Source organism: Inquilinus limosus, assembly GCF_051487185.1.
Lineage (GTDB): Bacteria > Pseudomonadota > Alphaproteobacteria > DSM-16000 > Inquilinaceae > Inquilinus > Inquilinus limosus_F.
Genome location: NZ_JAHVDK010000002.1, coordinates 80,706 through 95,256, shown reverse-complemented (window position 1 = coordinate 95,256; position 14,551 = coordinate 80,706). Strand labels below are relative to the sequence as shown.

The window sequence follows — 14,551 nt, the reverse complement described above, 5'->3', positions numbered from 1 at the left end:
AGATAGGTCAGGGATCGAGCTCGGGATAGTGGCGGAAGATGCCCATCTGGTTGAACGGGATGCGCCGGGGCGAGGCGAGATAGGCCTTGATCCGCGGCAGAGCCGCCACAAGATCGTGCAGCGCCACGAGGCGCGGATGCTGCGGCTCGATCCGTGCCATCGCCTTCGGGAAGGCGTAGCGCAGCCCGGCGATCATCTGGAACATCGATAAGTCGGCCGTGGTCACCTTGTCCCCGACCATATGCGCGTCGCCGGCCGGGTTGCGGGCCAGCACCCGCTCGAAATAGCCGAGATATTTCGGCAGTCGGTGGGCCAGGAAATCCGCGGCCCGGCGCTTCGCCTCCGGCTTCTGCTCCTCGTAGTACAGGCCACTGCCGATCGGGTGGTGGGTGTCGTGCGCCTCGACCAGGAAGTCGGCGATGGTGAGCTGCAGCTGGTGGGTCCACAGCCGCCCGCCCTCCTCCGCCGGCGCCAGCCCGTGCCGGTCGCCCAGGAACAGCAGGATGTTGGCGGTCTGGCCGATCACGAGGTCGCCGGCCTTGAGATAGGGCGGCGCGAAAGGCGGCTCGGCCACGGATTCGTCCTGCAGGAAGTGCATCAACCCGGGAAGGTCGTCGCCCTCGCCGCGGGCGACGTCGACATAGTCGGCGCCGGCCTGCTCGAGCGCGAGCCGGACGAACTCGCCGCGCCCCTGGATCTCGGGCCAGTAGTAGAGCTCATAGGTCATTCGCCGGATCCTTTCGTGACCGCCCGGCCGGGACGTCCCCGGCCGGACGCCGCCATTTCACGCTGGGTTCACGTCGCTCCGCTAGCGTGGTCCATGCCGTCTCGCCCGGATGGTCGCCCCATCGAGCCTCTGCTTCGCTAGCTATTTCATGCGCCGTCATATTCAATCGTACCGCATAGTCGGAGAGGCATATTCAATCGAAGCCGTCGGCTCGATGGGCTCCGGCACAGCAGATTCCGGGACGCGGCACGTGTCGGAACCCAGTCGTGGAAAGGGAGGATAATGGGGCAACACGGCGGACTGGACTGCCCGTCATTCACGGCGCGGTTCGGCAAGCGGCCGGGCGCCGGGGCGCTGGCGGGCGCGACCACGCAGACAGGCACAGCGCAGGCCTTTCGCAATTTCGGCTCCGGCGACCCGCCGTCGGCGGCAGAGGTTCATCGCCGCGCGGAGGAGCCGCTGGCGGCGCAGACGTTGATCTGCAAGCTGATCCGGCGGATGCAGGAACCGCACCGCTATGCCGATGAGGGCAAGGCGCATGCCGATCCGACCGACAACGGGCGGATCCCGGCCGGCTACACCTATTTCGCCCAGCTCGCCGGGCACGATATCGTCCACGGCGCCATGACCACCGTCAGCCTGGCCGACGGCACCCTGCCGCGGGTCAACCTGCGGTCCCGGCCGCTGGTGCTGGACACCATCTACGGCCGCGGCCCGACCGACGATCCGATCAGCTACGAGATGCCGGAAGCCCATGGCGAACTCCGGGAGAAGCTGCGCCTCGGCCACATCCGTATCACCGAGCCGGGCAAGCCGAACGCTGCCTGCCCGGTGCACACCGCGCGCGATGTTCCGCGGGCGCGGATCGAGGGGCTGAGCGACCCGGCGACCGAGGGTGCGGCCGACACCCTGCTGACCGACCCGCGCAACGACGACAGCGTGAACCTGTCCCAGCTGACCACGCTGTTCCTGATGTTCCACAACGCGGTCATCGACATCCTGCGCAGCCGCAGCCCGTTCCCGGACGAGGTCTCGGCCTCGGCCGAGCTGCTCAGCTTCGCGCGCTTCTCGCTGGCCCGGCAGATCACCGCGGCGGTCTATCGCGGCATCGTGGTCAATGACCTGCTGCCCCGCCTGATCCGGCCGGAGATCTGGAAGCTGTACAACCAGGCCCGCCCCCGGCCGCTGGCCGACACGCCCGACGGCCGGATGCCGATCGAGTTCTGCGACGCCGCCTACCGCCTCGGCCATGCCATGGTGCGGGCGAGCTACCGGATGAGCCGGCAGACCGAGACCTTCGGCGTCCGCGACATGATCGAGACCTCCTCGGCCCGGCGGGCGCGCGAGACGCCGATCCGCGACATCTGGGTCTGGGAATGGTCGCGCTTCTTCTCGATCGACGAGTCGAGGCCCCAGCTCAGCCGGCGCATCGGCCCCTCCTACAACGCTGTCATGCTCTATGACAGCCTGTTCCGGAACGCCTATGCGCCGGGATCCGACGACACCGTCGACGGGACGATGTCGGGGCTGCTCTACCGCGACCTGGTCCGCGGGTCGTTGAGCGGCCTGCGGACCGTCAACACACTGGCCGAGTTGATGCCGGCCGCGGTGCTCGACCGCTCGCGCCTGCTCGCCGACCGCGAGCACCGCATCGCGACGCTGCGTGCCTGGCTCGACGCGGGGGACACCGTCGCCTTCGAGCCCGGGGAGCGCGACGCCATCGCCGCCGACCCGCCGCTTCTGTTCTACCTGCTGTTCGAGGCCGCCCATGAGGAGGACGGCAAGAGCTTCGGCACGCTCGCCTCAGTCATCACCGCGGACGTCTTCGCCGGGGCGCTGGAGCAGACCCGCGACCTGATCGAGGAGGCGCGGGACCCGGTGGCCGGGATCACCACCGAGGAGGCGGTCGCCCACGTCTTCGGCCGGTCCGTGCCCGGGACGATGAGCGAGCTGATCGTCTTCGTCGCCAAGGCGCTGAAGCTCGAATCCGTCGAGCCGCCATTCATCTGAATCACATCACCGTCACCGCGCTCCCGCCGGGGGCGCCGATATCCAAGAAGAGAGGGGAAGGTCATGAGCGGGAAAGACGAGCTGAAGCCGATGAAGATCCTCGATTACGAGGCGGCGGGGCGGAAGGTGGTGATGTGGGCGCAGAAGCCCGAGACCCGGCCGAAGGACATGGCCGAGTTCCGCGCGCAGCTCAAGGGATTGGTCGACATTCCGGAGCGGTACGAGACGCTGGAGATCTGCCAGGGCGACGACCACCATTTCATCCTGCGCCTGCCGCCCAACCGGCAGGTGACGGAATCCGAGCGCCGGGCGAAGAAGCAGGCCAAGGAGAATCCGGGCGTGGCCTCCTATGATCCGCCGCACTTCTACCTCGATATGCTGACCGGCCAGAAGCCGTTCGACAATGTCGAGTTCTACTACTCACGCATCTCGGATTACACGATTCGGGGCTGCAAGTAGGCGGGCAGACTGCGGGAACGGGGCGATCGCGGAGTCGCGCTCGATGAGCCCGGCGATCGCCAGCCCATCCCGCAGTGCTTCCCACACCTTGCGATCGGCAATCGGAAAACAGTGCAGCAGCCATCTGGCGACATCGGTTTCGTCCGGGTCGGGGTCCCCGAACCAGGCGGCCTGCACGGTCTCGACAAAGCGCGCGCCTTCGGCCTGGGCGGCATCCGTGTCGCCGACAAGGCCGTGGGCGGCCGCCTTCCAGCCGCCGAGATAGTAGAGGACGTCACCGGCATTCTCCGCCGCGGCGATCGCGCCGGCATAGTCGCCGAGAACGAAACGGACCCCCGCCTGATAGGCCCAATGCAGGCGGGAAATGCCAAGGCCGAGATCGAGCGCCATTTCGGCGGTCGCTGCGGCCTGGGCCGTGTCGCCGCAATAGGCATAGCCCAGCGCGGAGGACACCAGCGTCCAGGGATCGTTCGGGTTGAGGTCGCAGGCGAGCTGATAGCTGACCGGCGCCTTGTCGTAATTGCCGCTCATCGCATTGGCCCAGCCGAGGGAGAGGTGGGCGCGCGTGTCGAGCGGATCGAGCTGGACCGCCATCTTGGCGAATTTGAGGGCTTCCTGGTGCCGCTCCATGGTCCGGGCGATGCCGGGGAAGACCAGATGCCGGGAATTGAGGATCTGGACCAGGCTGGCATAAGCCGGGGCGAAGCTCGGCGCCTCCTCGATCAGCGACCGGAAGATCGATTCGGCCCGCGCCTCGTCGTCCGGCCGCCACTGGAAGCTCAGGGAATGGCCCCGCAGCCAGCGGTCGTGGTGGGCCAGCGACAGCTCCGGGCTGCCGGAGATCTGGGTCAGCCGCTCGGTCGACAGGTTGATGTCGAGCGCCCCGGCGATGCGGCGGATGATGCGCTGCTGCGCCGGCCGCCAGCCATGCTCGACGATGGTGAAGCGCTCGCTCCAGACGAAGCGGCCGCCGAAGGAATCCTTGAGCGTCAGGATGAAGCGGGTGCCGGATTCGTCCGGCAGGGCGGTGCCGTCGATGCGATAGGCGTTCGGCATCTGGGCCTGGGCCACCGCCTCGCTGCCGTCGATGATGCTCCAGTCGCGGAACCGGACCAGCGAGGCGATCAGCTCGTGCCGGAAGGCGCGGATCATGCCGCGCTGCTCCGGCGCGATGTCGGCGATGTCGAACTCGGTGACCACGATGGCCTGGCCCCGACCGGCCAGGGCCGGCAGGGAGGCGGGCACGGCGGGCTGAGGCGCCGGCACCGGCGCCGCGGCGGCCTGGGCGGCCTTCGGATCGCCGAACTCGCCCGCCTTGACCTTGAGGATCAGCTCCTGGGTCTCCGGCGAGGGTTCCATGCCGAACTCCTGGTCCAGCAGGTCCCACAGGTCGCGATAGGCGCGCAGCGCCCCGCCGAGGTCGCCCAGCCGGGCCGAGGCCTCGATCACCGCCCGGCAGCCGACCTCGTGGGTCGGGTCGAGATTGACGATGGCGGTGCCGATCCGCTTGGCCAGGCGCGGATCGGCTGACCCCGGCAGCCGGTCCTCCAGCTCGCGCAGGATGCGCTCCTGCAGGATCTGGCGCTGCACCAGCAGCCAGGCGCGGAAGGCCGGGTCGATATCGTCGAGCCCGGCCAGGAAGCTGTCCGGCAGGCGCTTCTCCGCCAGCAGCATCGCCGGCACTTCCCCGGCCTCGAGGTCCCGGAGGATAGCGAGGCAGTCGACATGGAGCTGCCCGAGATCGAGGCAGACGGTCAGCCGGTCGGCCGAGAAGACGGTGGGGCCATGCGTGGCCAAGGCGCGGCGCAGATCGGCGATCGTCTGCCGCAGCGAAGCCCGGGCCTTCTCCTCCTCGTATTCGCTCCACAGCAGGCCGGCGACCCGCTCCCGGCTTTCCCGGCCGTTCAGCGTCGTCGCCAGATAGGCCAGCAGCGCCTGCGACTTGCGGTTCGCGATCGGGATCGGCGTGCCGTCGGCCCGCAACGACACCTGCCCCAACGTCGTCAAGCTTACCCTGGCTCCGGTCACCGGCCCGATCGGCTGTATTTCCATCACCCGCCCACACGACCCGCGCCCGGCGCGGCTTCCTGTCCGAAAATGGCTCAATCCAGAAACATTCAGAAAAGATCGATACCACGTTCCCAGGGCGGATTGCGCCAGTTCTTTTCCATGGCGCGATACAGGCGTGGCGATACCGGACCGGCGGGAAACGGCTGCAGAGACGGCACCAGCGCCCGGGCGACGGCGATGCCGAATTCGGCGCGGCCGAGGTCGGCCGCATAGGCGCGATGGCCGGCCTGCGCCAGCCGGCCGACCAGGGTGTCGAGCATCTCTTGGTCGCTGCCCGTGAACGGCGGCAGCTCCCGGTCCGGCGCAGTCTCCAGGATCGGCAGCTCGTTCAGCCGGACGCCCGAGGCACGGTCGAGCTGGCGCTGATCGGCATCGTTCAGAGCACCTTCGCCGCGATGACGGCGCTTGGCCACGACGAGATGAAGGCCCAACTCCATCTGGCACAGTTCGATCAGGGCCGACCGCGCGGCGCGCCGAAGATCGACGCCGGCGGCGAATCCGGCGGCGAAACCATCGCCTGCGGTGGTGAAGGACAGCGCTGCGACGCAGGGCACGCCGAGATCGGTGGAGATGTCGAGCAGCATCGTCTCGCGGCCCGCCGCTGTCCCCCGCAACGTGGAGATGAGATCGAGCGCGCCGAGACACCGCAGCATCCCGGTGTCGAGCCGCCGCCCCGGCTGCCCGCCGCGCCACCACAGCGCCACCGCGTCGCGTTCGATCACCTCGAGCAGCGCCGCGGTCGTGGCGCGCGCGTGGCTCACGCCTGCGGAGCAGCCGGTGCCGAGGGCGATGCGCGCCGTCCCGGCCAGCCCGCGGAACACCAGCTCCGCCGGCAGCCAGACGGCCTCCCCGCCGTCGAGTCGACGTCCCGGCGTCCAGGACCGCTGCCGCAACGCCGCAGCGTCGGGCAGGCCGAGCCATGCGGCGAAGACCTGTTGCGCTTCCGCCTCGGGCAGCCCGCCCGCGTCCAGCGCCTTGCCCGGCGTCAGGTGATCCCCCGGCCGGATGAACTGCGACAGATACTCCACCCCCTCGCCGACGCAGGCGGCGAAGGCACGGCCATGGTCGAGCGCGGCGCCGGCGAGGCTGGCGATGGTATCCTCCCCTGCAATGAGGCCGAGGCGCCGCGGGTCGGCTTCGCCGCCGACGAAGACCAGCCCGGGCGCATCCGGCGCCGGCAGCCGGAACAGCGCGGACAGATGCGCCGCCGCGTCCAGCAGCGCGACCGCATTCGGGACGGTCTCGCGATGAGGCTCCAGCGCCTCTCCGGCCTCCGATGCGAAGCCGAGGCCCAGGAGCAGCTGCCGCGCCGGCGCTGCCATCTCCGCCTCTGGCGGCCGCCGTCCCGATAAAATGTCGGCGGCCGCCGAGAACAGCCGCGCATGCTTGTCGGTGTCCTGCACGACGGCGCCTAGAACAGGCTCAGCTGCCGCTCGGCCGGCCGCCTCGGCGCCGGGTCCGGGCGGCGATGGGCCAGCAGCTCGGCCTCGATCTCGCCGAGGAAGGGCGACGGCTCGAGCCGGACCGTGCCGCCGCGCCAGCGCCGCTCGCGCGCCCGGCACAGGAACAGCCGGTCCATCGCCCGGGTCATGCCGACATAGAACAGCCGCCGCTCCTCCGCCAGCGCCGCCGGGTCGGCCTCGCCGAAGCGCAGCGGCAGCACCCCGTCCTCGAGGCCGAGGATGAAGACCACCGGGAACTCCAGCCCCTTGGCGGCGTGCAAGGTCAGCAGCGAGACCCGGTCGGCGCGCGGGTCCCAGAAATCCGTCTCGGTGGCCAGCGCCACCGCGGCCAGGAAGCCGGCGCGGTCCTCTCCATCCTGCCGGGACGCGATCAGGGACAGGCGCTGCAGCGCCGCCGTCGCCGCGGCCGGGTCGGCGCCGTCGCGACGCAGCCGCTCCGCCGCGCGCTGCAGCTGCTGCGCCAGCGGCCCCTCCTCCGCCTCCTCCTCCAGGGCCGCCATCAGCGCCCGCACCGTCGGGTCGTCGGCCAGCGGCGCCAGCGAGCTGGTCTTGACCGGCATGCCGGCGCGGCCCAGCGCGTCTGCCACCGCCTCGGCCTGGCTCTCGGTGCGGTACAGCACGGCGATATCGGCGAAGGAGATCTGATCCCGCGCCGTGCCGTTCGACCGGCCGCTGTCGATCGAGAAGAAGCTGTGGCCGCCCAGCAGCGCCTCGATCTCCGCCACCACGAACTCGGCCTCGGCTTTGTCGCTGGCGGCGGCATGGGCGGAGATGCGGTCCTGCATCGCCCGCACGATCTCCGCCGCCGGCTCTTCCCTCCCATCCGCGCCGATGAAGCGCGAGGCGGCGGTGACGATGGTGCCGGTCGAGCGGTAGTTGCGGCGCAGCCGGATCACGGCGGCGCCGGGATGGTCGCGGTGGAACCGGTCGAAGCAGGAGGCGTCGGCGCCGCGGAAGCCGTAGATCGCCTGGTCCGGATCGCCGATGACGCAGAGATTGCCGCCGGACGGCACCAGCAGCGACAAGAGGCGCACCTGGCTGTCGTCGACATCCTGGAACTCGTCGACCGAGACGTGGCGGAACCGGTCGCGGTAGAGCGCGACGAGGCCGGGATCACCCTCCAGCGCCGCGATGGTCTTGCCGACCAGATCGTCGAAATCGATCCAGTTGCGCAGCGCCAGCGCCTCGTCGGTGCGGGTCAGAGCCTCGGCAAGATCGGGATCGGCCGTCACGCCGGTGCGCTTGGCGCGGGAGATGGCGCGCAGCAGCCGCTCCGCCTTGGTGCGTGACACCTCCAGCACCTCCTGCAGCAGGGCCGCGCGCTCCGCCTCCCCCGCCACCCGGAAGTCGCGGTGCAGCCCGGCGGCATCGCCGTGCTCGCGCAGGATGGCGAGGCCGAGCGAATGGAAGGTGTGGATCGGCATCCGCGCCGCGGCCCCGGGCAGCAGGGTCTCCAGCCGCTCGCGCATCTCCGCCGCCGCCCGGCGGGTGAAGGTGATGGCGAGGCAGGATTCGGGCGCCGCGCCGCCTGCGACCAGATGGGCGATGCGGTGGGTCAGCGTCCGGGTCTTGCCCGAGCCCGGCCCAGCGACGATCAGCAGCGGCCCCGCCACCGTCTCCGCCGCCGCCCGCTGGTCGGGATCGAGCCGGTCGAGGAGGCCGGGATCCGGCTTCACCTCGTCATTGCGAAGAGGCGAAGCCGACGAAGCAATCCAGGAGTCGGTGCCTGTGGCCTCTGGATTGCTTCGCTGCGCTCGCAATGACGGTTCTGGAGAAGCCGCCTTCGCCTCCGCCCGCCGTTGCGGCAGGTCGAACAGCAGGCCGCCGGCGGTGCGGCTCTTCAGCTCCTGCGGCTCGAACAGGCGGATCAAGCCGTATTCGCCGTCATAGCCGGCGTCGCGGATCACCTGCCCCTGCCGTAGCCGCGTCACCGCCTCGGCCAGCAGCTCGGATTCGGCGCGGGCGATGTCCTCGACCGGCACCTCGCCGAGGATGCCGAGCTCCGACCCCAGCGTGCCGACCAGGCGGTCGTAGCTGCGCTCCACCGCCTTGCTGGCCGGCCCACTCGACAGCAGTTCGGACAGGATCTCGGGCAGCGGCACCAGGCTGGCGATCTCGCCGGCCGTCGGCGGCGGCACCGCCTCGGCCTCGCTGCGGTCGGCCAGTGTCTCCACCCGGTGCAGCACGCCGACGGTGACCGGCTGGCCGCAGACCGGGCAGCGGCCGTCCAGCGCCAGCGTCTCGCGCGGAGCCAGCCGGACGCCGCATTTGCGGTGGCCGTCGGCGTGGTACTTGCCCTCCTCCGGGAAGAACTCGACCGTGCCGACATAGCCCTCGCCGGTCTCCAGGGCCCGGCGGATGGCGAAATAGTCCGGGTCGCAGTCGAAGGCCGTCGCCTCGCGCCCCAGCTTGCCCGGCGAGTGCGCGTCGGAGTTCGAGATCAGGCGGTAGCGGTCGAGGAAGGATATGCGCCAGTTCATCGCCGGGTCGGAGGACAGGCCGGTCTCGACCGCGAAGATGTGGTCGGAGAGGTCGCCGTAGCATTCGGCGATGGAATCGAAGCCCGACTGCGAGCCCAGCGCCGCGAACCAGGGCGTCCAGATATGGGCCGGCACCAGATAGGCGCCCGGGCCCGAGGCCAGCGTGATCTCCAGGAGGTCGCGGGAATCGAGGCCGAGGATCGGTCGCCCGTCCGAGGCGATGTTGCCGATCTGCGCCAGGCTGGCCTGCAGCCGGTCGATCGTGTCGAAATCCGGCCCGTAGATCAGGTGGTGGATCTTCCGGGTGCGGTCGCCCTTCTTGTAGATGGTCGAGATCTCGGTCGACAGCATGAAGCGCACCGGCGTCCGGCACGGCGCCGGCAGCGTCGCCATCACCGCGGCCTCGAGGTCCGGCCGCAGCCGGAACAGACCCGGCGTGTCCGGCACCAGCTTGTCCTTCAGCTCGGCCAGCCAGACCGGGTGCACGCAGTCGCCGGTGCCGACCACGCCGATGCCCTTGCGCGCCGCCCAATGCGCCAGGTGCTCCAGGTCCAGGTCCCGGCTGGTCGCCCGCGAATGCTTGGAATGGACGTGCAGATCGGCGTGAAAGCGCATGGCGGTCCCGTGTCCTGCGCGCCCGCGGATCGCCCCGGCGGGACTCGGGCGCCGATCCGAGAATGATAAGACGCTGGGCTGGAGGGGCAAACGCTGCGACGTTAGTCGACGGCCGCCGGCAGGAACCGGGCGAAGGGCTCCTCCACCGTCCGCCGCAGGATGTCGCGGTAGCGGGCGTGGCAGGGGTGATCGACCGAGATGCGGCCGAACTCCGCCGTGCCCGCCGCCGCCATCGGCACCAGCACGATCGGCGCCGCCACCGGCGTCAGCTGCGAACCGGGCCCGGCCTGAAGCGTGGTCAGGATGCCGCGCATCTCGCCGGTGATGGTCGGCCGGCCGAGGATCGCGATCCGGTATTGCCCGTGGGTGTTGGTCACCAGGTAGATGTGGCCGGATTGGTGCGGCACCGACACCGCGCCATTCTGGGTGAAGGCGGCGTCGACCCGCTCGGATTCCCGAAAGGCCAGGCACGAGCCCGCCTCGTCCCAATGGATCTCGGTGCGGTAGGCGTAGACCGCGCGGCGATCGCCGAAGGACGGCCGCAGCGTCAGATAGACGCCCTCGATCCAGGACACGGCCGGCCGGGCATAGGAGCCGAGCTCTGCTGGCGCCACCCCGGCCGGCGGGGCCGGCGCGGCTGCGGTCGGTGTTGCCGATCGCGGCTCCGGATGGCGGAGCCTGACGCCCAGCGCCTCCTCCAGCCGGATCAGGGTGGCCAGGGTGAAGGGCCGGCGCCCGGACAGCGCCTTTTCCAGTGTCGACAGGCTGATCTTCGCCTGGTCGGCCAGGAACTGGCGGGAGATGCGGCGGCGCGCCAGCTCCTCCCGCACCAGCCCGGCGACGGCGTGGCTCTGCTCCTCCGACAGCTCGTGCTCGGCTGGGTGCGTGCCCCCCACCAAAGCGCCCTCCTGCGCACAGATCCGCACCGATCCGCACAGGCCGGTGCGCAGCAAGACCTATCGCGGCCGCCGCCTGCCGAACAAGCCGGATCATCACCGTGGCCGGACAGAGCCCGCCGGACGAACAAAAAACAAGGCCGGACGGACGCCGGCCCGAGGTCTACGGAGGGTTCGATGACACGCATGATACGCGGGGCGCCGCTGCTTCTGCTCTCTCTGCTGCTGGCGGTGCTGGCGGTGCTGACGCTGGCCGTCGCCGGCCGCACGGCCCGGGCCGAGGCCGGCCCCGCGCTGGTGACGCCCGGCGAGATGCAGTCCGGCGCGCTGCTGTTCCGCGCCAATGAGAAGGGTCGCTATGTCGAGGCGCCGCGGCTCGGCACCGATGTCGACCTCTCGGTCAGCGGCCCGACGGCGCGCGCCCGTGTCACTCAGGTCTTCCAGAACCCGACCGACCGGTGGGTCGAGGCCGTCTATGTCTATCCGCTGCCGGAGGACGGCGCAGTCGACACCCTCAAAATGGTGGTCGGCGACCGCATCATCACCGGCGACATCGCCCCACGCGAGGAGGCGCGCCGCACCTACGAGGCGGCGAAGCAGGCCGGGCAGACGGCGGGGCTGGTGGAGCAGGAGCGGCCGAACCTGTTCACCACCTCGGTGGCCAATGTCGGCCCGGGCGAGACCGTGCTGATCCAGATCGAATACCAGGAGAGCGTGCGCCAGTCCGGCGACCGCTTCTCGCTGCGCGTGCCGCTGGTGGTGGCGCCGCGCTACAGCCCGGCGCCGGTGGCCCAGACGGTCGATTTCGCGCCGGGACAGACCGGCTGGGGCCGGACCGCCGACCCCGTGCCGGACCGCGACCGCATCTCCCCGCCGGTGCTGGATCCGCGCGAGGATGCCCCGGTCAACCCGGTGACGCTGACGGTGCGGCTGCAGGCCGGCTTCCCGATCGGCGAGGTGGTCAGCGCCAACCATGCCGTCGACATCGAGACGCAGGGGCCGGACAGCCGTGCGATCACGATGAAGGGCCCGGTCCCGGCCAACCGCGACTTCGAGCTGAGCTGGACCCCGGCGGCCGGCGCCGCGCCTTCGGTCGGGCTGTTCCGGGAGACGGTCGGCGGCGAGGACTACGTGCTGGCCTTCGTCACCCCGCCGGCCTTGCCGCAGACGGAGGACAGGCGGTCGCGCGACGTGGTCTTCGTGATCGACAATTCCGGCTCGATGGGCGGCGCCTCGATGGACCAGGCCAAGGCCAGCCTGCTCTATGCCCTCGGCCGCCTGTCCCCGGCTGACCGCTTCAACGTGGTGCGCTTCGACGACACGCTGGACGTGCTGTTCCCGGACGTGGTGCCGGCCGATGCCGAGCATCTCGGCGAGGCGAAGGCCTTCGTCTCCGCGCTGGAGGCATCGGGCGGCACCGAGATGGTGCCGGCGATGCGGGCGGCCCTCACCGACCGCGGTGACGATGGCCGCGCCCGCCTGCGCCAGGTGGTGTTCCTGACCGACGGCGCCATCGGCAACGAGCAGCAGCTGTTCGACACCATCGCCGGCATGCGCGGCCGGTCGCGGGTGTTCATGGTCGGCATCGGCTCCGCCCCCAACACCTATCTGATGAGCCGCGCCGCGGAGCTGGGCCGCGGCAGCTTCACCCAGATCGGCGCACCCGAGCAGGTGGAGGAGCGGATGCGCAGCCTGTTCGAGAAGCTGGAGAGCCCGGTCGTCACCAGCCTCTCGGCCGGCTTCTCGGCCGGCGGGGCGGATGCGACGCCGGAGACCCTGCCCGACCTGTATCGCGGCGAGCCGGTGGTGCTGGCGGCGAAGCTGGCCTCGCTGTCCGGCACGATCGAGATCAAGGGCATGATCGGCGACCGGCCCTGGATCGTCACCCTGCCGGTGGCGCAGGCAGCCGAAGGCCGGGGCCTTTCCAAGCTGTGGGCCCGGCGCCGGATCGCCGATGCCGAGGTGGCGCAGACGCTGGGCCGGATCACGCCGGAGCAGGCCGACCAGCGCATCCTATCGCTGGCGCTGCAGCACCATCTGGTGACGCGGCTGACCAGCCTGGTCGCGGTCGACAAGACACCGCGCCGGGTGGAGGGGGCGACGCTGACCCGCACCGACATCCCGCTCAACCTCCCCGCCGGCTGGGATTTCGACAAGGTCTTCGGCGCCAGGCCCAAGCCCGAGTTCCGCGAGGCCGGGCTGCTGCTGCCCGCGGCCGCCCGCGGCGAGGGCCCGGCGGCCGCGGACAAGCCGGCGCCGGTCGACGACGTGGTACTGCCGCAGACCGCGACCGATGCCGAGCTGCGGATCATGGCCGGCCTTCTGCTGCTGCTCGCCGGTCTCGGCCTGGCGCTGGCCCGCCGGACGGGGAGGGCCGCATGAGCCTGACCGTCCCCCTCCCCCACCGGCCGGTGGGGCAGCGGCGCCGGCCCCGACTGCGGATGGCCGCCGCCCTCCTCCTCGTTCTGGCCGGGCTGATGCTGGCCGGCCAGGGCCTGTGGATCCACGCCAAGGCGACGCTGGCGCAGGTTCTCCTGGACCGCGCCTTCGCCGAAACGCTGGCGGCCGGCCGGCCGGTGAAGCCCTGGCCCTGGGCCGACACCTGGCCGGTGGCGCGGATCGAGCTGCCGCGGCTCGGCGAAAGCGCCATCGTGCTGGCCGGCAGCAGCGGCCAGGCGCTGGCCTTCGGCCCCGGCCATGTCCAGGACACGCCGGAGGCCGGCGATCCCGGCACCGCCGTCTACGCCGCCCACCGCGACACCCATTTCCGGGTCCTGCGCGACGTCAAGCTGGGCGACGAGATCGCCGTCACCCGCCGCGACGGACGTCGCGTGAGCTTCCGCGTGACCGGCACGCGGGTCGCCGCCTGGGACGTCTCCGGCATCGACCCGCGGGCGCCCGGCCGCAACCTGGTGCTGGCCACCTGCTGGCCCTTCGACGCCACCACCCGCGGCCCCTACCGCTACCTGGTCGAAGCGGAGGAGATCCGCCCGGCGCAGACCGGCCCGGCGGGCGCGCTGGTCGCCGATGCGGCTACAGGCCCGCGACGGTAAGAGCATTGCCAAGGGCGGCGAAGGCGGCGGTGTTGTCGAAGATGCACCAGGCCAGGACGCCCGCCGCCCGGTGCTCCTCCAGCAGCCGCCGCATCCCGGCCAGCACGGCGTCGTCATAGTGGGAATAGTAGATCCGCGGCGAGCCGTGCAGCCGGTAATAGACCAGCCCTCCCCAGCCGCCCGGCTCCCCTGCCCCCGGCGCGCGGGCCGGATCGGCGGCGACGCGGGCCACCCGCAGCGCCGCCAGCAGGTCCTCCACCTCTCGCCCGAACCAACTCGCGTGGCGCGGCTCGCAGGCCACCGGCGCATCGATCCGGCGGCGCAGGTCGGCGAAGAACGCCTCCGCCGCCTCCGCCTCGAAGGCCAAGCTCGGCGGCAGTTGCACCAGCAGCACCCCGAGCTTCGGCCCGAGCCCTTCTACCTCCGACGCAAACCGGTCGATCAGGTCGCCGCAATCCTTCAGGCGTCGCTCATGGGTGACGCTCCGCGGCAGCTTCACCGCGAAGCGGAAACCCGCCGGCACCCAGGCGGCCCATCGCTCATAAGTCTCGCGGCGATGCGGGCGGTAGAAGGAGGTGTTGATCTCGGCCGCGTTCAGCCGCTGCGCATAGCGCTCGAGTTGCGAGCCTTCGGCCGGGAACCGGTCGGCATGGCGCGACGGCACGCTCCAGCCGGCGGTGCCGATATAGGTCGGGACGTCGGTCATCCTGCAGACAACACCCCGGCGGGGATTTCCGTCGACGTGATGCAATCAGCCTTCATAACCGATGACACATGT

At 71.0% G+C, this 14,551-nt stretch carries 10 protein-coding genes; 4 read left to right on the top strand and 6 right to left on the bottom strand.

All coding sequences use genetic code 11. The annotated features are described in order from the left end of the window. Nucleotides 1-7: 7 nt before the first annotated feature. On the bottom strand, nucleotides 8-727 hold the full coding sequence (locus tag KXR53_RS02280; RefSeq protein WP_437372991.1) for a glutathione S-transferase: 720 nt from the start codon (nucleotides 725-727) through the stop codon (nucleotides 8-10). A 282-nt stretch (nucleotides 728-1,009) separates the two neighbouring features. Here KXR53_RS02280 and KXR53_RS02275 point away from each other — a divergent pair, with 282 nt between their 5' ends. Together KXR53_RS02275 and KXR53_RS02270 are read left to right on the top strand one after the other, a co-directional pair. Next, the gene (locus tag KXR53_RS02275; protein ID WP_437372989.1) at nucleotides 1,010-2,737 is read left to right on the top strand and encodes a peroxidase family protein; all 1,728 of its coding nucleotides are present in this window, start codon (nucleotides 1,010-1,012) and stop codon (nucleotides 2,735-2,737) included. Between the two features lie 63 nt (nucleotides 2,738-2,800). Next, the gene (locus KXR53_RS02270; RefSeq protein WP_437372987.1) at nucleotides 2,801-3,196 is read left to right on the top strand and encodes a hypothetical protein; all 396 of its coding nucleotides are present in this window, start codon (nucleotides 2,801-2,803) and stop codon (nucleotides 3,194-3,196) included. On the opposite strand, the gene KXR53_RS02265 is transcribed toward KXR53_RS02270, so the two are convergent. From KXR53_RS02265 to KXR53_RS02250, 4 genes are all read right to left on the bottom strand, one after another. Beyond that, complete coding sequence (locus tag KXR53_RS02265) at nucleotides 3,158-5,203, bottom strand: BTAD domain-containing putative transcriptional regulator (protein WP_437372985.1); 2,046 nt, start codon at nucleotides 5,201-5,203, stop codon at nucleotides 3,158-3,160. The genes KXR53_RS02270 and KXR53_RS02265 overlap by 39 nt on opposite strands. A gap of 110 nt (nucleotides 5,204-5,313) precedes the next feature. After that, a complete protein-coding gene (locus KXR53_RS02260) occupies nucleotides 5,314-6,669 on the bottom strand; it encodes a YcaO-like family protein (RefSeq protein ID WP_437372983.1) in 1,356 nt (451 codons plus the stop codon). 8 nt (nucleotides 6,670-6,677) lie between these two features. Continuing rightward, entirely contained in the window at nucleotides 6,678-9,824 is a 3,147-nt protein-coding gene (locus KXR53_RS02255) for a UvrD-helicase domain-containing protein (protein WP_437372981.1), read from the bottom strand. Nucleotides 9,825-9,925: 101 nt separating this feature from the next. Then, nucleotides 9,926-10,720, bottom strand: a complete 795-nt coding sequence (locus KXR53_RS02250) for a helix-turn-helix domain-containing protein (protein ID WP_437372979.1) — start codon at nucleotides 10,718-10,720, stop codon at nucleotides 9,926-9,928. A gap of 177 nt (nucleotides 10,721-10,897) precedes the next feature. Here KXR53_RS02250 and KXR53_RS02245 point away from each other — a divergent pair, with 177 nt between their 5' ends. Together KXR53_RS02245 and KXR53_RS02240 are read left to right on the top strand one after the other, a co-directional pair. Beyond that, nucleotides 10,898-13,102 (top strand): marine proteobacterial sortase target protein, encoded by a 2,205-nt coding sequence (locus KXR53_RS02245; protein WP_437372978.1) that lies wholly within the window; start codon nucleotides 10,898-10,900, stop codon nucleotides 13,100-13,102. Next, nucleotides 13,099-13,773: a class GN sortase gene (locus KXR53_RS02240; RefSeq protein WP_437372976.1), complete on the top strand. Its 675-nt coding sequence runs from the start codon at nucleotides 13,099-13,101 to the stop codon at nucleotides 13,771-13,773. Before KXR53_RS02245 ends, KXR53_RS02240 begins: the two co-directional genes overlap by 4 nt. Here KXR53_RS02240 and KXR53_RS02235 read toward each other — a convergent pair. Beyond that, complete coding sequence (locus tag KXR53_RS02235) at nucleotides 13,754-14,479, bottom strand: DUF72 domain-containing protein (protein WP_437372974.1); 726 nt, start codon at nucleotides 14,477-14,479, stop codon at nucleotides 13,754-13,756. The genes KXR53_RS02240 and KXR53_RS02235 overlap by 20 nt on opposite strands. Nucleotides 14,480-14,551: the final 72 nt, after the last annotated feature.